This window comes from Herpetosiphon sp. (assembly GCF_003512625.1).
GTDB classification, from domain to species: domain Bacteria; phylum Chloroflexota; class Chloroflexia; order Chloroflexales; family Herpetosiphonaceae; genus Herpetosiphon; species Herpetosiphon aurantiacus.
Map to the genome: position 1 here is coordinate 19,530 of NZ_DOPT01000038.1, position 20,724 is coordinate 40,253.

The window sequence follows — 20,724 nt, forward strand, 5'->3', positions numbered from 1 at the left end:
TGCTGCCTACCTCGCTGAATAACTCGTTTGAGGTATGACAGGCTGCCCGCCAAATTATATGCTGCTGGCAGTTATGGCACGACCCAATCAAGCGAGCGAATAAATGGCAAATCAAAGCAACAGCTATCAAATTCAGATCAAAGGTCAACTTGACCAGCGCTGGGCTGAATGGTTCGAGGGCTTAGCCATCAGCCAAACCGCTCAAGGCGATACGCTGCTCATAGGTGAAATTGTTGATCAAGCAGCGTTATATCGGATCTTGCGCAAAATTCGCGATTTAGGCTTGCCATTGATTGCCGTCGTGCCACTGAACCAATCGATCCTGCCTACAGAAGGAGCACATGCTATGCAAAACCAGCGTCGTAACGCCATCCTGATTGGAATTTACTTTATTTTGGCCGCCGTAACCTCGATTGTTGGCTTGATTATGTACGGGCCATTGCTCAACCAAAGCGATTATTTAGTTGCTGGTGCGGCCAATGGCAACCAAATTGTGTTTGCTGCTTTGATGGAATTAGGCTTAGTTGTTACCGCCGTTGGGACAGCCGTAACCATGTTTCCGATCTTACGCCAATATAGCGAGCGCATGGCCTTGGCTCACTTGTGTTTTCGCTTCTTAGAGGCGGTTGTAATCACAATCGGCATCGTGAGCATGTTGGCATTATTGACGCTAAGCCGTGAATTTAGTAGCGCCACCGCTCCTGATGAGCAAAGCTATCGCGTGGTCGGCACTGCATTAATTGCCATCCACGATTGGACGTTCATCATCGGCCCGAATTTTATGCTTGGCCTCAACACAATTATGTATAGCTATATTTTCTATCGCACTCGCCTGATTCCACGTCCAATCGCGATTATTGGGCTGATTGGCTCAAACACGGTGTTTTTGGCGGCCTTGTTGGAGCTATTTGGGGTGATCGAACAACTTTCGACCTGGGGTGCAATTCTGGCAATTCCGGTTGCGCTGACCGAAATGAGCTTGGCAATCTGGTTGATTATCAAAGGGTTCAACGCCAACCCAACGATCAAGCAATCTAGTTCGAGCCAATTTGTGCTCAGCAACCACTAAAATACAAGCATCCGATAAGTTTTCTTGTTGTTACAGTTTTGGATGCGCTGCATAACCAATAGAATTTACATAACGACCTCGGATTGGTATTGGTTTGGTTTCAGAACCACCTAGTATCCCAATCCGAGGTCGTTATATTGAGCATACTAGCCCTTGCCACTGGACTAACACCTAGTCTGATTGTCGCCTAGGGCAATCGCAGTTTCGATAAGGAATTTGGTCGCGCTACGCAGCCGTAGCTGGAGACGGTTCTAACGGTGCCCAATTGGAAGATTGATCTAAAACTAAAGAATCGGCTTCAAATATTTTTTCTAAAACTTTTAGTAAAAAACATACTTGACATTTAGAGAGATTCTCCTATAATAAGCACAAATTTCAATAATTCTTCAGTGAATTTCAAGTTTGCGGGACATTTAGCGACTATGGCAGTGCTAAATCGGCGTTTATCGGAGTGAGAGACCGGTCTATCGCTAGCAATAGAACTGCAATAGCCTCCAGGGAACTTATTTTCTTTACTAAAAAAAGTAATTAATCTCCCAAATGTCCGGCATGTAACACCCAGCATGCACCGGCTTGCTTCGACAACGGCATCAGAAGCAACTATCTAGCTAGCTTCTCGGTTGGGCAGGCTTGTGAGGATGATCAAGCTTGATTGTCTCTAGCTAAGGAGGCTCATCGACGATCAAATCGTAACCCAAACGCTTGACATTGTAGTACGTCGTTTTGGATTCAATTTGCTCAAAGAAGAGGAAATTCCCATGGTAAAGAAGCCAAAAACCCTGTGGAGCTTGATTGCGCTCCTGATTCTCGTCTTGCCACTCTTAGCAGCCTGTGGCGATGCCGCCTCAACTGCAACCACCGCGACCGACTCAACCCAACCAACTACTGCTAGCGATTCTTCAGCAACAACTACCGCTCCAACCGCCGGCACTGATTCCCAGCCGACAACTGGCAGTACAGATGTTAAAGATGTGACGGTAACCTTACCATTCCAACAAGGTGGCATTACCAGTCTTGACCATGCCTACTGGTCAGCTCAATTGTTTGTCTCACAAGGCGTTGTGTTCGAAGGCTTATATGGCTACGATCAACAATTGAACATCGTGCCAAAAATTGCCGAAAGCGCTACTCCTTCAGCCGACAACCTCGTTTGGACGATCAAACTGCGTAAAGACAAAAAATGGTCGAATGGCGACCCCGTTACCGCTAAAGATTTCTATGCTGCTTGGGTTCGAGCAGCTGGCCCAGAATTAAAAGATGCTCCAATGTGGGCAGGCATGATGGGCTATGTCAAAAATGGTTATGCCTTCAAGGCTGGCGCAGTTGGTGTCGATGAAGTCGGCTTCAAATTGATCGACGATTACACGATCGAAGTGACCTTGAGCCAACCAAACGCTGCATTTATCAACTTCTTGCCAGTTATGAACGCCATGCCAATCAATGCCAAGAGCTTGGAAGCCAACCCTAGCGATTGGTTTGACCCCAAGAATGCGGTCTATAACGGCCCATACATTGTTGAATCGTGGGTCAGCGGCGGCGATATTGTGCTCAAGCGCAACCCCAATTATGTTGGCGAAGGCACTGGCAACGTTGGCACGATCGTGTTGCGGCCTTACGCCGATGCTAATGCTCGCTTGCAAGCCTTTGAAAACCAAGAAATTCAATTCACCTTCCTTGAAGATGCTAGCCAATTGGCCTACGCTCAAGGCAACCCCGACATCAAAGACAACATCAAGAGCGAAGAAAACCCAATCGTTTGGAAGGGTATTCAATACAATCGTTCATTGAATGCTGGCCCATTGCAAGATGTGCGGGTGCGCCAAGCCTTCGCGTTGTCAATCGACAAAAAAGCTATCACCGACCAAATTTTGAAGGGCTTGGCAGTCCCAACCGATACCTTCAACAGCGACGTACGGGTCAAGGATAAAGTTAAGAGCTTAAGCTATGATGTCGCTAAAGCCAAGCAATTGCTGGCCGAAGCTGGCTATCCCGATGGTGCTGGCTTCCCTGAATTGACCTTCTACGCGCCACCATCAAACGACCCACAAATGCCTTGGATTGAAGCCGTCGCCAAGATGTGGCAAGATAATTTGGGCGTGAAGGTTGTGATTCAAAACAACGAAGGTCCAGTTTACTCAAACATCCAATGGTCGAACTATAACAAAGATATTCAACCAGGCTTTGCGACCCTTGGCGGCCCAATGAACTGGTTCCAACCACTCGACTTGACCTTGGCTACCAACCATATTTGGTACTTCATGGACTTCAAAGAAGGTGGGATGGCTAAGTTCGCTGAATACCAAACCCAAATCGATGCTGTCAGCAGCACCGAAGCCGTTGGCGATTGGGCTGATTTGACCGCTCGTGCTGAAGCTGCTTGGACTAAGCGCCAAGCTATCAGTAAAATTGAAGAGCCAGAAATGGCTAAAATTTCAGCTAAAGCTCCTGAAGCTCCCAGCTTCAAAGATCAATGGGATGCAATCAACGAACGCTTTACTGCTGCTAAAGATGATGCTGAAAAGCTGACTGCCTACAAAGATGGCTTGTTGTTGGTCTTGAAGGAAGAACAAGACGCAACGTGGTATGATTATCGTACCGAAGAAAACAAACAAGCCCAACGCTTGATGATCAAACTGGCTGGCCAAACGCTCGATGACGCTTGGCAAACCTTGCCCGAAATTCAACAATTGGCAATCGACTCAGCTTGGATGATCCCCATCTACTACGACAAGTTGTACTACGCAACCGATCCACGACTCTCAGGCATTGTGATCAACAAACTCTCGTGGGGCGGGATCTTCCAATATCAATATTTACAGTGGACTGAATAAGTTTGGCCAGACTGGCGGGTGTTGATCAACGCCCGCCAGTTGCCCCACTGCACGCATTCTGACTGACATACGGCTGCACGCTTTGATCGCCGGCTCTGCCATGATGGAATGCACTGTTGATACTTGTCATTTAGTAATGGTAGGGTCGTTATGCGCGTCAATTTTATCTTCTTCTTAATCAAACGCTTGGCGATGATGGCAGTTTCGCTGGTGGTGATTATTGCAATCTCCTATACGCTGCTCGCCAAAGCCCCAGGCAATTTTATGGATGTCCAGCGAGCGGTGGCCGCAATGACCACGCTGGCCAATAGCAACAGCGAGACCTTCAAAATTCAAAAGGCGCTCTTTGATGAACGCTATGGCCTCGATAAACCACTCTATATGCAAATTTGGACTTACACCAAAAATGCTGTTACCTTCGATTTTGGCCCCTCGTTTCAAAGCCCAAGTATTTTGATTCAAGATATGGTGCGCGAACGCTTGCCGCGCACGTTGTTGATCGTCTTCCTCGGGATTGGCCTCGCATTAATTGTGGGGATTCCGCTCGGGGTAATTGCTGGTTTTCGCCGCAATACTTGGATTGACTATATCGTGACCGGCTTTTCGATGATCGGCCAAGTCGTGCCCGTGTATGTTTTGGCAATTGTGCTGATTCTGATTTTTGCGGGGCAAGTTTGGAATGTGCTACCAAATGGTGGTTGGGCCACACCCGTGCCAACCTTCAAGCAATTGATTTTGCCAGTGCTAACCTTGGCACTTGGGCCAATTGCTGGGATTGCCCGCTTTACCCGCAACCAAGTTGCTGAAACCATGAGTCAAGAATTTATTCGTACTGCTCGCTCAAAAGGTATCTCCGAGCGCTTGGTGATTATGCGCCATGCCCTTCGTAACTCCTTGATTCCTGTGGTAACAACCACTGCGCCGCAAATTGCCTATGCGTTGGTTGGCTCGGTGTGGATTGAAAATATTTTTCGGATTCCAGGGATTGGCCAATTGTTTGCCACCGCGCTGGGTGCACGCGATTACCCCTTGGTAATCACCAGCACGGTTATTTTGGCCCTTGGGGTTATGTTGGCCAATTTATTAGCCGACATCCTGTATAGCATCCTTGATCCGCGGATTAAGCTCGAAGCCTAATTTGGTTGTTCCACGCTCTAGTCTCAAAGGAGAGCTTGTATCATGGCAGTTAATCAGCTTTCACAACCCACAGCCCAAGAGGAGCTTCCGGTAGCGGAATCGCTGCTCAAGGTGTTTTGGCGGCGCTATCGCCGCAATGCTATGGCTTTGGTTGGCTTAGTTTTAGTCATTATCTTTGTCATCCTAGCCATTTTTGCCCCTTGGATTGCCCCATACCACTATAACGATCAGAATCTGGCTGCAACGTGGCAAAAGCCTTCCAGTACCTATTGGTTTGGAACTGATGATGTTGGCCGTGATCAATTGAGCCGGATTATTTATGCGGTGCGCACTGCGGCAATTGTTGGCTTGGGCACATCGATTCTATCCTTAATAATCGGGGCGGCGATTGGCTCGGTCTCAGGTATGCGCGGTGGCTTAACCGACACCTTTTTGATGCGCTTAGTTGAGATTTTCAATTCGTTTCCTTCGACCTTGTTGGCGATTATTTTGGCGACGACGCTCGGCCAAAAAGTAACCACGATTGTGATTGCGTTGGCGATTACTAACTGGGCGGGCTATGCTCGGTTGATTCGTGGCCAAGTGCTTTCGTTGAAAAATCAGGAATATGTGCAGGCCGCCCGCACGCTGGGGGCGAGCGAATGGCACATCATTACCAAATATGTGTTGCCCAACATTCTTGGCCCAATCGCGGTGGCGCTGAGCTTTGGGATTCCCTATGCCATGGTTGCCGAGGCTGGGCTTTCGGTAATTGGGGTTGGGATTCGACCACCAGAGCCATCGTGGGGCAACTTGATTAACTTGGGGATTAGCAAAATGCGCGGCTTCCCGCACTTAGCCGTTTGGCCAACCCTTTTGTTTAGCATCACGCTATTAGCCTTTACGTGGTTTGGCGATGGCTTGCAAGAAATCTTCAACACGAAAGGGGAACGCTAATGGGTGCGCCATTATTGGAAGTCAAGGATCTCAAAGTCGAGTTCAAGCGGCCTGGTGGCGTGGTGCATGCAGTCAACGGGGTTAATTTTACGCTTGAAGCTGGCCAAAGCCTCGGAATTGTCGGTGAATCTGGCTCGGGCAAGTCGGTGACGATGCTTTCGTTGCTTGGTTTGATTGGTCGGACTGGCCGCGTGGTTGGTGGTTCGGCGATGTTCAACGGGGTTGATTTGGTCAAAATGGCTCCGCGTGAGCTGCAAGATGTGCGCGGTCGCGATATTGCGGTAATCTTTCAAGACCCAATGACCAGCCTCAACCCAATTATGAAAATTGGGGCGCAGATCACCGAAAGTATGCGCATGCGCAAAATTTACTCGGCAGCCGAAGCCAAAGAACGGGCAATTGAGTTGCTCGATCGGGTTGGGATTCCCCAGCCTGCCAAGCGGCTCAACGATTATCCCTATCAATTTTCTGGTGGCATGCGCCAACGGGTGATGATTGCGCTGGCCTTAGCACTCAAGCCCAAATTGCTGATTGCCGATGAGCCAACCACCGCACTTGACGTAACGGTGCAGGCTCAGGTGCTTGATTTGCTCGAATCGTTGCAGGACGAAACGGGTATGGCCATGATTATTATTACCCACGATTTGGGCGTGGCCACCAACTACTGCGATAATTTGGCGGTGATGTATGCTGGCGAAATTGTCGAAATGACGACTGTTGATCGCTTGGTTGAGCACACATCGCATCCCTATGCTTTGGGTTTGCTCAACAGCACCATGGAGATTGGCCACGGCAAAACCGCCATCCAGCCAATTCCTGGTAACCCGCCAAGTGCCTTAAAAGTGCATAAAGCTTGCCCATTTGCGCCGCGCTGCCGCTTCAAAAGCAGCGTTTGCCAAGAACGCAAGCCCGAATTAACTACGGTCGAACCCAATCACCTGGTGGCTTGTTTCCACGCCGATGCTGTGGTCAAGGCTGCTCAACAAGGTGATGATGCAGCAGCGGAGGTAATGCTCAATGTCGCCCAACCAATCCACGCCTAATTCAGGCCAGCCCTTGCTCAAAGTCGAGGGCGTTTCCAAATATTTCATGCGCGATAAAAGCCGCTTTGCCGCTGTCGAAGATGTTTCGGTTACCCTCAATGCTGGCGAAACCTTGGGGATCGTCGGTGAATCGGGGTCGGGCAAATCGACACTTTCGCGCTGTATCATTCGCTTGTACGACCCCGAAAAAGGCCGAATTTTCTTCGATGGCATTGATTTTACTGGGTTGTCCAACAAAGCTTTACGGCTCAAACGCCGCGATATCCAGATGATTTTCCAAGATCCGCTGGCGAGCCTCAACCCCATGATGACCGTGCATAGTGCGATTGAAGATCCAATGTTGATTCACAATGTTGGCACGGCCCGCGAACGCACCAAGCGCGTCCATGAATTATTAGAGTTGGTTGGGCTTGATGTTGGTGCTGCCAATGCTTTTCCATTTGAATTTTCGGGCGGTCAGCAACAACGGATTGGCATTGCCCGCGCCTTGGCCTTGAATCCCAAATTGTTGATTTGCGATGAAGCCGTGAGTGCGCTTGATGTGTCGATTCAGGCGCAGATTTTGCGTTTGCTGCAAGATTTGCAAAAACAATTGGGCCTAGCCTATTTGTTTATTTCGCATAATTTGGCGGTTGTCGAGCATATGAGCGACCAAATTGCCGTCATGTACCATGGCAAAGTCGTCGAATATGATACGGTTGAGGAAATTTTCCGTGCTCCCAAGCAGGAATATACCCGTAATTTGATCGATAGTGTGCCGAAAATTCCCCGTTCCGATAGCTTGCGTTTCAAACGCCCGCGCCTGAACGAAGACGCAGCAGGAGCCTAATTGATTAATTGAACAAACACGAAGCCTTAGTTGCTTCGTGTTTTTGTGTGTGAGGAATGATCATGACAACGTTGTCGAACCCAAAAACGGCGATTAGCGATACACGGTTTGCCAAGCTAGCCCGTGGCATTAATTTAAGCCATTGGTTTGCCCAAGATTATACCAACCAATATAGTTTGGAGCATTTGCGCACGTACAACACCGAGGCCGATATTGCGCTGCTAGCCAAGCTTGGTTGTAGCCATTTGCGCTTTACGCTCAACCCAGTTGTGCTGCTGAATGAGAGCAATCCAACCGAGTTGAATCCTAGCTATTTGGCCGAAGTTGATCGGGTGATCGATTTGATGTTGGCCCATGATTTGGCGGTCATTGTCGATTTACACCCCGAAGACGATTTTAAGCAGCGTTTGTTTAGCTCGCCCAGCTTGGTCAAAATCTTTGCTAGTTTCTGGCAACGTTTGGCTGCTCACTTGGCTCAGCGTGATCCAGAAATGCTCTTTTTAGAGGTCTTGAACGAACCAGTCGTGACCGATGCTCAGCAATGGGCTTTTGTCCAAGCCGAATTATTGGCGGCGATGCGGGCTGGCGCACCCAACCATACCTTGATTGCAACTGGCCATAAATGGTCGAGCATTACCGAGTTGTTAGAGCTTGAGCCATTGGCTGATCCGAATATTATCTACAATTTCCACTGTTATGATCCGCATACTTTTACGCATCAGGCGGCAACCTGGGGCGCACCCTACTGGCCGTATCTCGAATATTTGCCCTATCCATCGAGTCCCGAAGCCTTAGCCCCGATTGTGGCGACGATTGATGACGACGTTGCGCGTGATGCTGCAATTAACTATGGCAACGAACGCTGGAACATTGATACGCTACGTGAGTGGATTGGCCAAGCGGCGGCATGGGCTGAGCAGCATCAAGTGCGTTTGACCTGCAACGAATTTGGGGTCTATCGCTTCAAAAGCAAGCCTGAAGATCGGGCGGCGTGGTTGCATGATCTGCGCAGCGTGCTTGAAGAATTTAATATTGGCTGGACGATGTGGGATTATGCAGGTGGATTTAGCGTGGTCAATCAACTGAGTGGTCAGCGTGAAATTGATGCGCTGACGGTCGAAGCCCTCGGTTTACAGCAATAATTTAATCAAGCCGTAGCACAATCAACATGCTACGGCTTGATCATTTAAACCATTGCCATTTGTTGAATCGCAGTGCGCAAATTGGGGTAGGTAACCAGGGTATTGAGGTTAATCCCCAAACTGACGATGCTTTGGGCGATATCGGGGCGCACCCCAACCAAGGCTACCTTTGCTCCCAGCAACATCGCCGCCCGAGCAATTTGCATGAGTGAGCTAGCAACGTGAGTATCGACCATCGAAACCCCGGTAATATCGAGCAGCACCCGACTAGCCTGTTGTTCGTTGATACCATTCAGCACGGTTTCAGTGATTTGCTGAGCACGCTCGGTGTTGATGCTGCCAATTAAAGGAATTAACAATACACCTGGTAATAGAGGAATTAATGGGCAACCAAGCTCTAAAATTGTTTTGGATAACGCATGTTCACGATCAACTGCTCCGCGCAAAACCTCGCGTTCAGCGTCAAGCGTTGACTCAAGCGCTTCATGTTCGAGCGAACTGCCCAAAATCGAAGCCCAAATATACAAACTATTAATATCAGCGATTGTTTTTTGGACATCAGCATGGCCAAAAGCCAAAATACCCCAATCGTGGCTGGCAGTGACGATCGGCACACAGGCAACATAGCCGCTGCTATTCAATTGGCGAGCTTGCTCGAGAAATTCGGCTGGCGGAAACTCGCTGCCGTGACAATGGCTGCCTGCTTTGATGGTTGACGAGCCATCTTTGCTATAAATGCTGGCAAGCCGTAAAAAACCTGGTTTCTGCTCATCCCATAGCGCTAGACAAGCGATCGAAACCGGCAAGCGCTGCATCCACGCTAATTTGCCAGTTTGTTGTTTTTGATTTGAAACGAGGAGCATGCTCAGCTCATGATTGGCAGCGAGCAACCGATCAAGCCCAGTAATTTCGTTCCGTTGTAGCTCAAGCACGGTATGCAGCAAGCTTGTATGGGCGGTGGCCAAGAAGCCATTAATCTGATCGGCAGGCAGATCGATTTGAGCTAATTGTTGATTAGCGGCAGTAGCAAACACCTGATACAGCACCGAAAGCGTATCCGATTTGGAGCTAACCGTGATAATTGCATACCATGCCGCCAAATAATCGACCTCAACGTTTTGGGCCTCAACCTTAGCCTGAAGTGCCTGAATCAGGCTGCGAATCCCTTGGTTGCTCTCGTTGAGACTGAGATTGGGATCGATTGGCACAGGATAATAGATCACTTGCTGCATACGTTGGGCTAATTGATCGGCCCAATGTTGCTGTTTGGGCGCAACTGTACTGGTCTTAATTCCGGTATAAACATCTTTACAGCCACACGATTGCCGCCAAATGGGGATGGTTGGCACATAGATTGGGGCGTTTGAAACCGGTTTACCTGCGATCAGCTCAATAACAGTATCGGCGGCGATGCTGCCAAGCAATTGGGGTTGTTGACGCACGGTGGTTAATGGTGGGTTGGCATGTTGGGCAATAGTGGCATCATCAAAGCCCACAACTGCCATATCGTGTGGCACTCGATAACCCTTAGTTTCCAAGGCCATCATTACCCCAACTGCTTGTTGATCGTTGGCGGCGACCACGGCACTAAAATTTAACCCATTGGCAATCAGCGGGTAGAAGGCATGTTCGGTGCGACCCTCGGTATAATCGCCAACATCGACCACCCAAGCCGGGTTAGGCGTGATGCTATGTTCGTTGAGCACATCGCAATATACCGTGTAGCGATCGCGCATATCGCTATTATTAAAATTGCCAACGAAGGCGATTTTGCTATGACCATGCTCGATCAGGTGTTCGACCATCGCCCGGGCACTTTGGTTGTTATCGGGCATGACCAGCGGAAAGCGCTCGCCAGCATTGGGGGCACTAATGACGACGGCTGGCATGTTGGTCGCTAATTCATTTAACCCAGTCGGATCGATAATCACAATCCAAGCTTTGATATGCTGTTTGGCCAGTTGGTTGTTGATCAGATGTTGGGGAGCACCTTGCACCGCAATCAAATCGTATTGATGCTTGCGTAAGCTTTGCAAAATGCCTTCCATAACGCCTGTCATAAATTCGCCGGCGAGTGATGGTGCAATGAAACCAATTGCCTGCCTGCTAGCCATATGCAAACTCCTCGAAAAACAACAGCAACCTAGCCGAAACTAGCTATCTAGCTGAGTATGGCACTAATTATTGGCCCTGACAAGGGGATTCTCTGGCAAAATCTGGGCTAATTGTCTGTATTTGTACTATGCCTGTTCTTGTTTGGCGTGGCAATGGGTATTCAGTCGCCAAGCTTGTAGGTTTAATGGTGTATTTGCTGGGGCGCTTTCATGCGCTTACTCCCTAGCTTTACAAGGAGCAGTCCCACAGGTTGATCAACGAAACCCTTCGCAAAATTAACGCTTTCGAGTATCATGAGATCGAGTGCTAAACCCACTCGATCTTGTGTTTAACTACCTAGAGGAACTACCGTTCATGACAGAGTTTATTGATCTTCGGGCGGCCCTAAACTCGTTGCAAGCGCGATTCGATGCGCTAAGGGGGCGGCTTTGACTGGGCTGCCAAACAAGCCGAATTGCATGACTTAGAACATCAGGCTGCCGAACCAAGCTTGTGGGATAATCCACAACAGGCCCAAAGTATTTTGCAACGACTCGCTCGCATGCAAGAAGAATTGAAAATGTGGGATAGTTTAGCCGTCGATTTGGCAACCCTGCGCGATCTGTTGCAACTTTCGGCTGATGATGCTGATTCGCTCAGCCAAATTGAGCGTGAGGTCAACGGCTTGACCAAATCGGTCGATCAGCTTGAATTGAGCATTTTGCTGGGCGAAAAATACGATAGCACCAATGCTTTTATCTCGATTCAATCGGGCGCTGGCGGAGTCGAATCACAGGATTGGGCGCAGATGTTGTTGCGTATGTATAGCCGTTGGGGCGAAAGCCAGGGTTTTCGTACCACGATTGTCGATATGATGGACGGCGAAGAGGCAGGCATTAAAAGTGCTACCTTAGAATTGCGCGGCCCCTATGCTTATGGCTATGCCAAGGCCGAGGCTGGCATTCATCGTTTAGTTCGGCTTTCGCCTTTCGATGCCAACCATCGTCGCCATACCTCGTTTGCCCGGGTTGAGGTGTTGCCCGAAGTCGATGATGCCGCCGAAGTCAAAATTAATCCTGAAGATCTGCGGGTTGATGTCTATCGGGCTGGTGGCCATGGTGGGCAAGGTGTTAATACAACTGACTCAGCGGTGCGTTTGGTTTATCGTGGTGGCACGCCCGATGAAATTATCGTAACCTGTCAAAATGAACGTTCGCAATTGCAAAATAAAGAAACCGCGATGAATGTGTTGCGGGCGCGTTTGTTGGAACGTGAGCTAGCCCGCCAAGTTGCTGAACGTGCCAAACTCAAGGGCGAACATCGCGATGCCGCTTGGGGCAATCAAATTCGTTCGTATGTGCTTGACGATCGGCGAGTTAAAGATCATCGGACCAACGTCGAAACATCGAATACCCAAGCAGTGCTCGATGGCGAGATTGATTTATTTATCGATGCCTTCTTGCGCTGGAGAACCGAAGGCACAGAGTAGTGAGGTTTATATGCGACGAGTAGTGTTGTGGATGCTAGCATGTTTGTTTGTGCTGGGGTTTCAGGCTACGGCTCAGGCGGCTGAGCCAGCCAAAATCTCGCGTAACCAAGCAACAAGCAGCTTTGGCGAAAATGTGGTTTTTGAGCTTGAAGCTGAATCAAGTTCGCCAATTCGCGAAGTGACGTTTTTATATGCCTTGGGTGTGCAGCCAGGCGATGTGCCAGCTTACACCGAGGCCGAGGCCAAATGGCAACCTGGTAGCTCGATTGAGGCCAGTTTTACCCGCGATACCAGCATTGAATTTTTGCCAGTTGGCGTGACGGTGCGCTATAAATGGCAGCTGGTTGCCGAAGATGGCACGATTACTGAAACACCTGAGCAATCAGTCCAATATCAAGATACCCGTTTCAATTGGCAAGAAAAAAGCTCACGTGGGATCACTGTGCGCTGGTATGATGGCGATGAGCAATGGGGACAAGATTTGCTCGATAGCGCACTTGGTGGGCTTGATCGGCTTGAGCAGCGGATTGGCGGTTCGGTCGAAGATCCCATGACGATCTCGATTTATAGCAATACCCGCGATATGCGCGGCGCTTTGCCACCCAACTCAGCCGATTGGATTGGCGGTCAAGCACGGCCTGACCTTGGCTTGATTATTGGGTCGATTGATGCTGGCGATGACGCTGAATTAGGTCGTTTAGTGCCGCATGAATTAAGCCATTTGGTGCTGCATCAAGCAACCAACAATAATTATGGTGGTATGCCAGTTTGGTTCGATGAAGGTTTGGCGGTTGCCAACCAAGATTCGCCCGACGCTGGCTTTAAGCAAATGGTTGAGCGGGCTGCCGAAAATGGCGAGTTGATTCCGTTACGTGCTTTGGCCTCGAATTTTCCTTCCGACCCTGAAAAAGCCCTGCTTTCGTATGCCCAAAGCGAAAGTGTGGTGCGTTACATCGAATCAACTTATGGCATCGAGGCGATTACCAAACTCGTCGCTCAATTTAAAAGTGGCGTAACCGATGATGTGGCGGTGCAAACTGTCTTGAATCGTAGCCTTGATACCTTGGATAGCGAATGGCGCAGCACCTTGCCTGAAGCGCAAGGCTCTGGCCCAGCCCAAATCTTGCCCGACGATACCGCTCCAGCTGATCGATTTAGCGAACAACCACGATCCTCAGCTCCTAGCAACCCAAGCGCACCCAATAGTCCAGCGGCAACCCCATCAGTGCCCTTGTGGATTTGGCTAGCAGGGATTGGGGGCTTGCTCTTGATCGTTTTTGGTACGATTTGGATTATTCGCAGCAGTCGCCAACCACGCTACTAAAGCTGGATTTGGCTGATTCTAACGCAGCAACCCGCCTGTATGATTGTGCTTGCAATCGGGCGGGTTTGTTTATAATTTGGTGAGTTGTCCTTATTCAAACTAGTGGAGGTTCATTGCAATGCCCCGATTAAAACCACTTGCGCCTAACGAAGTTGATCCTGAATCGCTGAAAGTATTCGAGGGCTTTTTTGCCAAGCGCGGCAATGTGCCAAATATGTTTCGCACGTTTGCTCGCCGCCCTGAAATGATGATCGCCGCCAGCAATTTAATGAGTGCTGTATTGAGCACTGGTACGCTCGATTTACGCCTAAAAGAGATGGTGGTGGTACGCACATCGCAATTAAACGAATGCTCCTATTGTTTAACCTCGCACTCGACGATTTTGCGCAACCTTGGGCTTTTGCAAGAAAATATTGATGCCTTGCAATCGCCCGATGATCCACGTTGGACTGAGCGCGAACGGGTGGCTTTGCGCTATGCCGAACAAGTAACCTTGAATGCCAAAGGCATCAGCGATGAACTATGGTCGAGTTTGCGTGAGCATTTTGATGAAGGCGAAATTGTGGAATTAACCGCCACGACCAGCCTTTTTTCGATGTTTAATCGCTTCAACGATGCCTTGGATATGGCGATTACTGAGCCAGGTTGGCCGGAAGCATAATTGGCTTGGGTATTGAGGAATAATCATGCAAAAACCACGAATTGGCCTGATTGGCTTGGGCGCGATGGGTGCTCCGATGGCGTCGAATTTGCTCCAAGCAGGCTATCAATTGACGGTTGGCGTGCATCAACGGCGCGAAGCTGCTGAACAGTTGGCTTTGCAAGGGGCAATCATCGCCGAAAGCTACCAAGCGTTGGGCGAAAACAGCGATATTGTGATTACGATGGTGCCTGATGCGCCCCAAGTTGAGGCCGCATTGCTTGGCACGAATGGTGCTGCATATGGCATGGCGGCGGGCAGCATCTGTATTGATATGAGCACAATTGCCCCCACCGCCAGTCGGGCGATTGCTGCCAAACTTGCCGAACGCCAAATTGCCATGCTCGATGCGCCAGTTAGTGGTGGCCCAGCCCGTGCTAAAACTGGCGAGTTGGCGATTATGGTGGGCGGCGAACCAAGCACATTCGAGCGCTGCCAAGCAGTTTTGGAGGTACTGGGCGGTGCGGTCAGCTACATTGGCGCTAGTGGTTCTGGCTCAGTCGTTAAGCTTTGCAATAATCTGGCGATCAGCATTATTGCCATGGCCAATATCGAAGCCTTAGCCTTTGGTGTTGCCAACGGGGTTGAAGCTGAAACGATTCGCAATGTGTTGTTGAATGCCACCGCCTCAAACTATTTATTAGAGCGTTGGCTGCCTGAAACCGTGTTTAGCGGCGATTACAACAAAGGCTTTGCGGCTGAATTATTGGCCAAAGATTTAAACGCCGTGCTTGATACCGCCCGCGCCAGTGGTGTGCCATTGTGGGCTGGTGGCCTTGCCCAACAAATGTGGATCGCCCAAAAAGCGCTTGACCCACGCTCGGATTACACCGCTCTAGCCCAGCGCTACGAAGCAATTATCGGACGCACGATCAAACCAAACTCGGAATAAGCCAAACCTGCCTTGCAACTAAACGATATGTGGAAGGAACCCTGAATGAATATAACCAGTCGCGAATGGGCTATGATTGAAGACTTTTCGCGCCGGATCACAACCGAAGCGCCACAATCGTTGGTTGCCTTGGCTCAATCACTGAGTGCGGCATTTCAAGTTGACGTAACGATTTGGAGCCGCACTGCTTCTGGTGAATATCATTGTGTTACGCCAAGCGCAGGCCAGCCCGAAGGCCTGATGATGAGCGCTGAGCAGGCATTAAACGTCGAAAAAGCTACCTTGATTTTTGTTTATGAAGCGTTTTACGCCGCCAAATTTAATCCTGCGCACAATTTCAGCCCAGCTCAAGTAATGATTATTCAGGCCTTGCTGGAAGGCTGGATCGGGCGTTTGCGCACCAGCTATGTCGAGCCGCATGAGCACGAAAACCTTGGTGATCTGCATCAATCGTTGTTGCAAAGCATTATCGATGTGTTGCCAGAAGGTGTCGTTGTCGGTTTAGCGCCTGATGGTCAGTTGATTTTGGCCAATCGTCAGGCCGAGCAATTGTGGCAACACCCACTGCATTCGGTGCCAGTTGAGGGTTATAGCCATTTTGGCCTGTATAAACCTGATGGCACGCGCTTGCCGGCTGGCGATTCGGGGATTGCCCGCGTGCTGCGCACTGGGGAGCCATTTCTCAAACATGATTTAATTTTGCGTCGCCCCGATGGCAGTGAAATTCCAATTTTGGCTAATACCTCGCCGATTCACGATAATCGCGGTAATTTGATCGGCGCGGTCGCCGTCTTTCAAGATATCACTGGCTGGAAATTGCAAGAAAGTGATCGCGATAATGCCATTGCTACTATCGTGCATGATTTAAAAAATCCCCTGACGACGATTCGTGGCAGTGCCGATTTGCTGTTGCGGCGGGCTAAAACTGAAAATCGCAGCGAACGCGAGTTAAATCGCTTGCAATCAATTATCGCTCAATCCGATCGTATGCGTGATTATCTGTCGTTATTGGTTGATGTTGCGCGAATCAACGCTGGCGAAACCTTAATCAGCCCATGCTTATTGGATTTTGGTGAGTTGGTCGGCCAATTAATTGCCACGATCAATGGCGGTTTAGCTAATCCCCGCATCAACGTGGAGCTTCTAGCTAGGCCGTTGGTGCGGGTTGACCCAATTTGGATGGAGCGAGTGATTTGGAATTTGCTCGATAATGCCCTGAAATATAGCGCCGATGATACCAATATCGATGTACGCTTAGAGCTTGAGCACGACCAAGTGCTGCTGAGCATTCGCGATGCGGGCCTTGGTATCGATCCCCAAGATCTTGAGCGAATTTTCGAGCGCTTTACGCGTGGGCGGCATACGCAACGGGTTGGTGGCACTGGTCTTGGTTTGTATACTGTTCGGGCTGTTGTGCGAGCGCATGGCGGCAGTATTGTTGTTGAATCGGAAGGCCTAGGCCGTGGTAGTTGTCTTACCGTAAGCCTTCCCGTTGAATCAAACGAATAACATTCACGACCTATTGGCCTGGATCTTGCTACGTGGTCTGGTTTATGCATTTTAAAGTGTTCCGAGGAGCAAACGCTAATGATCCGCGATCATTGGCGTTGCAATGTCCCACGGCGATAAAAGGAGTCTTTGTGTGGTTGCTGGAAAACATATATTAATCGTTGATGATGAAGATTCAATCGCAGACATGATCGCCGATGCGCTGCGAGATGAAGGTTATACGGTCGATGTGGCTTATGATGGGCGACGTGGCCTCGAATTGGCCCAGCGCATTAAGCCAGCCTTAGTGTTGACCGATGTGATGATGCCGTTTATGGACGGGATCAAAATGGCCGAATTGGTACAGCGCGAATTTGGCGCAACCTCGCCGCCATTTGTGTTTATGAGCGCCGTTGATTGCCGTGACCAGACCCAGCTGTATGGGCAATTTTTGTTTAAACCCTTTACTTTGGATATTCTGTTTGACACAATTGAAACGATTATGCAGAACTAAAGGCACACGCCCCACCATTGTTGGTTGCCATCGTGCCAGGCTTTGGCAGTGGCAAAAATCTGGGCGCGGGCATCGGTAATTGGTTGATCACGATAGGGGTTCCAGGTTCCAGCCCAGGTGCTTGGCTGATATTGAAATAAGCCAGTTAGCCCGCCTGGGCCTTGAATCGTGGGATTACCGCTGGATTCGCAGATCATTACATTCCACATAACCTCGCTGCTTTCGCTATAGGGATGGGTTTGGCGGGCTTCTTCAATCCAAGCCCGATATTGACTTTGCCAATCGTCGGCGCTGATGCTTGGCGTGCTAGCCACCGCTTGAGTGGGATTGATTGCACCGCTGGCAGGAGCTGCACTTGGGCTGATTGCCACGGGCGTTGCCGTTGGATTGCTCAGAATCAGCCCCAAGGTTGGTTGTGTCGTCGCAACTTGATCGGGCTGACCACAACCGACTAGCAAGCAAAATAATAAATAGACCACAAATGTACGCATCAAATGCCTCAATTAACCAAGTTTTTAGAAATTACCCGCCACTATAGCAAAAAAGATACCAACAAGCAATCAATCAGGCTATTAACTTGATGCTCTGCATGCGGTAGTGATCAAATCGATTGCATTGCTTTTAGATAATCAATGCTAGGTTGGATTATAATCAACCTACTGCTTTGTCCCACAAGCATCAACCATGTAACCTTTGACAAGCAACCAGCATCTCTAAACTACGGAAGCGCAGCTTTGCGATGAGAGTGTCTACAGCTTTAGTTTAGTGATTATGGAGTTTTGTTCATGGAATTACCTTTGATGGTTAATGTTCAACAGTTAAAGCAACAACTGCAAGCGGGGAATGATTTGGTGTTGCTGGATGTGCGGACTGCTGCTGAATTTGAAAGTGTGCATATCGATGGCAGCCTAAATGTTGTGCTTGATCAAATTGAGCAGCAGCGCCAACAACTGAGCGAAAGCCTCAAGCATCCGGTGGTGTTGGTCTGCCGCAGTGGCAATCGCGCTCGTCAAGCAGCAGCCTTATTACAACACGTCAATTTGCCAAATTTACATATTTTAGAGGGTGGAATTCAGGCGTGGCAAGCGGCCAACGAGCCAGTTAAGCAAGGCCGCCAACGTTGGGCCTTGGATCGCCAAGTGCGTGGCTTGGCCGGTAGTATTGTGTTGGCGAGTATGCTTGGGAGCCTGTTGTGGCCACCATTGCGCTGGGTTGCAGCGTTTATGGGTGCTGGCTTGACCTATTCGGCGCTGACCGATAGTTGTGCCATGGGCATGCTGCTTAGCAAATTGCCTTACAATCGCCAAACAACCTGTCAACCTAGCTTTACGCCAATCCAAAACGAAGTTGCCTAACTTAGGATCAGCTATCGAAATCGTACAGATAGATAATTAGGATACCCAAACGGCATGGAATTCGCGGATAGCCGGAGTGGCAGCGCAGAATTTCATGCCGTTTAATAGTCTTCAATCAATTTGATCTTTTATTTTTTCGTTTGTCATTGCGTCCAATTGTGATTATTGGGATATGCCAAAACTCTGATAAGGCCGCAAATCACCTCTTGGTAAACCTCTAAATGTTAATTTTTCAGACTCAGCCCTCGATTCAAATACTCAATAAATATTGATTTGGGCCTTCATGAAATGATTGGGCTACCTTCTTCGTCTTTAAAGGCAGTTTTTCGATCTGAATGTAAGGATCATCTATGGTAGTTGACGCAGCGCCGCTGGCCGAGGCTGCCCTAAGGGAATGCTTAGCCGAGTGGTTTGAGAACTATCACCTCGCGCTATTTCGGTATCTTGTGCGATTGATTGGGGATGAGGAACAAGCAGCAGATATCGTGCAAGATACGTTTGCCCGGGCGCTTGTTGCCTTGCGTACTCAGACACTTCCGCTATACCCCTACGCATGGCTCTGTCGGATTGGCGGCAATTTGGTGATTGATATGCTGCGGCGCAAGCGTCGCTGGCGTTGGCTACCCTTTCAGACAAGTACACCATCCCATGATCAAGCAATTGCAACTGCTCATGATGTGCGTGATTGTCTTGTGCGCCTAAACCGACGTGAAGCCGAACTGCTCATCTTAGCCCACTGTGTTGGCCTTAGCCCGAGCGAAATTGCGGCAATGCTGGATGAAAATGTCTCAACGGTGCGTGTACGCCTGCATCGTGCCCGTCATCACTTCCGCGATCTGTATACCAAGGAGGAAGGCTCGTGAACTGCGGTGATATTCGGCTTCAGCTAGCACAACATACAGCGTTGACACCAGCAGATGCTGTGGCAATTGAGGCGCATTTAACGACCTGTGATGCATGTCGGTTGCTGGTGGCCGATCTCGAAACTCAGACAGAACAGTGGTTTGAGTTGCTTGGTAAGACTACTGCGTACCCGCCAGTAGCGCTACGCGTCGCCACCCGCTCGCGTCTTATTGGCCTTACCAACAACGCGCCGCGATTTGGGCAATCACGTCGCCTGCTCGCCTTGGGTTTTGCCGCGCTGATTCTAATCGGATGCGTGTGGTTTGCTAGTATTCGGTGGTTTCTACCAGCGACTGAACGTGGATTAGAGCAAGCATATAACGGTACGAGCTTGGCTACAGTAACTCAGTTTATAGCCGAAAAGCCAGCTACACCCACCCTGACCCCAGCTTCGCAACACCCTGAGCGTCTGAGTACGACAAACCCCACCAAGGTCGCGCATCCCTTGGAAACAGCGATAACCATCTCGCCGATTATCGCCAATCCGCTACCAACCCAGGTTCGTCCAATCGTCCCTCCAACTCAAGCTTTGCCAGCACAAACCATGATCCCGATTGTGACACAGGAGCCATTGCCCACGACGATGCCGCAGCCAACCGAGGAGCCTTCAACCGCCGTTTTGCCAACGACGATTCCCATAGTACCAAGTCAGGAGCTTTCAACCGCAATTCCACCGACTACGGCTCCCGTTCTGCCAACGACGGTTCCGCAAGCGCCGCAATTGCCAACGGCGATTGGCACACCCAACCCACCAACGGCGATTGGCACACCCAACCTGCCAACGGCAATTGGTACACCCAACCCGCCAACGGCGATTGGCACTCCCGTGATGCCAACGGCAATTGGTACACCCAACCCACCTGCTAGCCCAACCGCCACGAGCAAGGTGGTTCCATCGCCGTTATCAACGACTCAATTGCTCAGTCCTACGCCAACCTCGGACGATCAGCGTACTAACCGGAATCATTAATATATATA

At 49.7% G+C, this 20,724-nt stretch carries 18 protein-coding genes; 16 read left to right on the forward strand and 2 right to left on the reverse strand.

Annotation, left to right across the window (positions count from 1 at the left end):
- Positions 1-103 precede the first annotated feature (103 nt).
- From DEF47_RS08950 to DEF47_RS08980, 7 genes are all read left to right on the forward strand, one after another.
- A complete protein-coding gene (locus tag DEF47_RS08950) occupies positions 104-1,069 on the forward strand; it encodes a DUF4386 domain-containing protein (RefSeq protein ID WP_012189444.1) in 966 nt (321 codons plus the stop codon).
- A gap of 758 nt (positions 1,070-1,827) precedes the next feature.
- Entirely contained in the window at positions 1,828-3,900 is a 2,073-nt protein-coding gene (locus tag DEF47_RS08955) for a peptide ABC transporter substrate-binding protein (RefSeq protein WP_012189445.1), read from the forward strand.
- A gap of 150 nt (positions 3,901-4,050) precedes the next feature.
- Positions 4,051-5,037 carry an ABC transporter permease gene (locus tag DEF47_RS08960; RefSeq protein ID WP_012189446.1) on the forward strand — a complete coding sequence of 329 codons (987 nt, stop codon included), beginning with the start codon at positions 4,051-4,053 and terminating at the stop codon, positions 5,035-5,037.
- Between the two features lie 42 nt (positions 5,038-5,079).
- Positions 5,080-5,973, forward strand: a complete 894-nt coding sequence (locus DEF47_RS08965) for an ABC transporter permease (protein ID WP_012189447.1) — start codon at positions 5,080-5,082, stop codon at positions 5,971-5,973.
- The gene (locus DEF47_RS08970; RefSeq protein WP_012189448.1) at positions 5,973-7,016 is read left to right on the forward strand and encodes an ABC transporter ATP-binding protein; all 1,044 of its coding nucleotides are present in this window, start codon (positions 5,973-5,975) and stop codon (positions 7,014-7,016) included. Before DEF47_RS08965 ends, DEF47_RS08970 begins: the two co-directional genes overlap by 1 nt.
- Positions 6,991-7,845: an ATP-binding cassette domain-containing protein gene (locus DEF47_RS08975; RefSeq protein ID WP_012189449.1), complete on the forward strand. Its 855-nt coding sequence runs from the start codon at positions 6,991-6,993 to the stop codon at positions 7,843-7,845. The genes DEF47_RS08970 and DEF47_RS08975 overlap by 26 nt, the downstream gene beginning before the upstream one ends.
- 62 nt (positions 7,846-7,907) lie before the next feature.
- On the forward strand, positions 7,908-8,987 hold the full coding sequence (locus DEF47_RS08980; RefSeq protein WP_012189450.1) for a glycoside hydrolase family 5 protein: 1,080 nt from the start codon (positions 7,908-7,910) through the stop codon (positions 8,985-8,987).
- Between the two features lie 44 nt (positions 8,988-9,031).
- On the opposite strand, the gene DEF47_RS08985 is transcribed toward DEF47_RS08980, so the two are convergent.
- Entirely contained in the window at positions 9,032-11,101 is a 2,070-nt protein-coding gene (locus tag DEF47_RS08985) for a substrate-binding domain-containing protein (RefSeq protein ID WP_012189451.1), read from the reverse strand.
- A 355-nt stretch (positions 11,102-11,456) separates the two neighbouring features.
- On the opposite strand from DEF47_RS08985, the gene prfB reads away from it, so the two are divergent.
- From prfB to DEF47_RS09015, 6 genes are all read left to right on the forward strand, one after another.
- Positions 11,457-12,570, forward strand: a protein-coding gene (prfB, locus tag DEF47_RS08990; RefSeq protein ID WP_287045094.1) for a peptide chain release factor 2 whose coding sequence is annotated in 2 segments (ribosomal slippage) — positions 11,457-11,531 and positions 11,533-12,570 — 1,113 coding nt in all. Because the reading frame shifts where the segments join, the coding sequence is not laid out codon by codon here.
- Between the two features lie 10 nt (positions 12,571-12,580).
- Complete coding sequence (locus tag DEF47_RS08995) at positions 12,581-13,894, forward strand: peptidase MA family metallohydrolase (protein ID WP_012189453.1); 1,314 nt, start codon at positions 12,581-12,583, stop codon at positions 13,892-13,894.
- A 118-nt stretch (positions 13,895-14,012) separates the two neighbouring features.
- Positions 14,013-14,555: a carboxymuconolactone decarboxylase family protein gene (locus DEF47_RS09000; protein WP_012189454.1), complete on the forward strand. Its 543-nt coding sequence runs from the start codon at positions 14,013-14,015 to the stop codon at positions 14,553-14,555.
- Between the two features lie 25 nt (positions 14,556-14,580).
- On the forward strand, positions 14,581-15,486 hold the full coding sequence (locus DEF47_RS09005; RefSeq protein ID WP_012189455.1) for an NAD(P)-dependent oxidoreductase: 906 nt from the start codon (positions 14,581-14,583) through the stop codon (positions 15,484-15,486).
- A 45-nt stretch (positions 15,487-15,531) separates the two neighbouring features.
- Positions 15,532-16,995, forward strand: coding sequence for a sensor histidine kinase (locus DEF47_RS09010; RefSeq protein WP_012189456.1), 1,464 nt, complete (start codon positions 15,532-15,534; stop codon positions 16,993-16,995).
- A gap of 133 nt (positions 16,996-17,128) precedes the next feature.
- The gene (locus DEF47_RS09015; protein WP_012189457.1) at positions 17,129-17,488 is read left to right on the forward strand and encodes a response regulator; all 360 of its coding nucleotides are present in this window, start codon (positions 17,129-17,131) and stop codon (positions 17,486-17,488) included.
- Here DEF47_RS09015 and DEF47_RS09020 read toward each other — a convergent pair.
- A complete protein-coding gene (locus tag DEF47_RS09020; protein ID WP_012189458.1) occupies positions 17,485-17,979 on the reverse strand; it encodes a hypothetical protein in 495 nt (164 codons plus the stop codon). The genes DEF47_RS09015 and DEF47_RS09020 overlap by 4 nt on opposite strands.
- A gap of 294 nt (positions 17,980-18,273) precedes the next feature.
- Here DEF47_RS09020 and DEF47_RS09025 point away from each other — a divergent pair, with 294 nt between their 5' ends.
- The 3 genes from DEF47_RS09025 (at position 18,274) to DEF47_RS09035 (ending at position 20,716) form a co-directional block, all read left to right on the forward strand.
- Positions 18,274-18,843, forward strand: coding sequence for a rhodanese-like domain-containing protein (locus tag DEF47_RS09025; RefSeq protein WP_012189459.1), 570 nt, complete (start codon positions 18,274-18,276; stop codon positions 18,841-18,843).
- 350 nt (positions 18,844-19,193) lie between these two features.
- Positions 19,194-19,706 carry an RNA polymerase sigma factor gene (locus DEF47_RS09030; RefSeq protein ID WP_012189460.1) on the forward strand — a complete coding sequence of 171 codons (513 nt, stop codon included), beginning with the start codon at positions 19,194-19,196 and terminating at the stop codon, positions 19,704-19,706.
- Positions 19,703-20,716 (forward strand): anti-sigma factor family protein, encoded by a 1,014-nt coding sequence (locus tag DEF47_RS09035; protein ID WP_012189461.1) that lies wholly within the window; start codon positions 19,703-19,705, stop codon positions 20,714-20,716. Before DEF47_RS09030 ends, DEF47_RS09035 begins: the two co-directional genes overlap by 4 nt.
- The last annotated feature ends 8 nt before the right edge of the window (positions 20,717-20,724 follow it).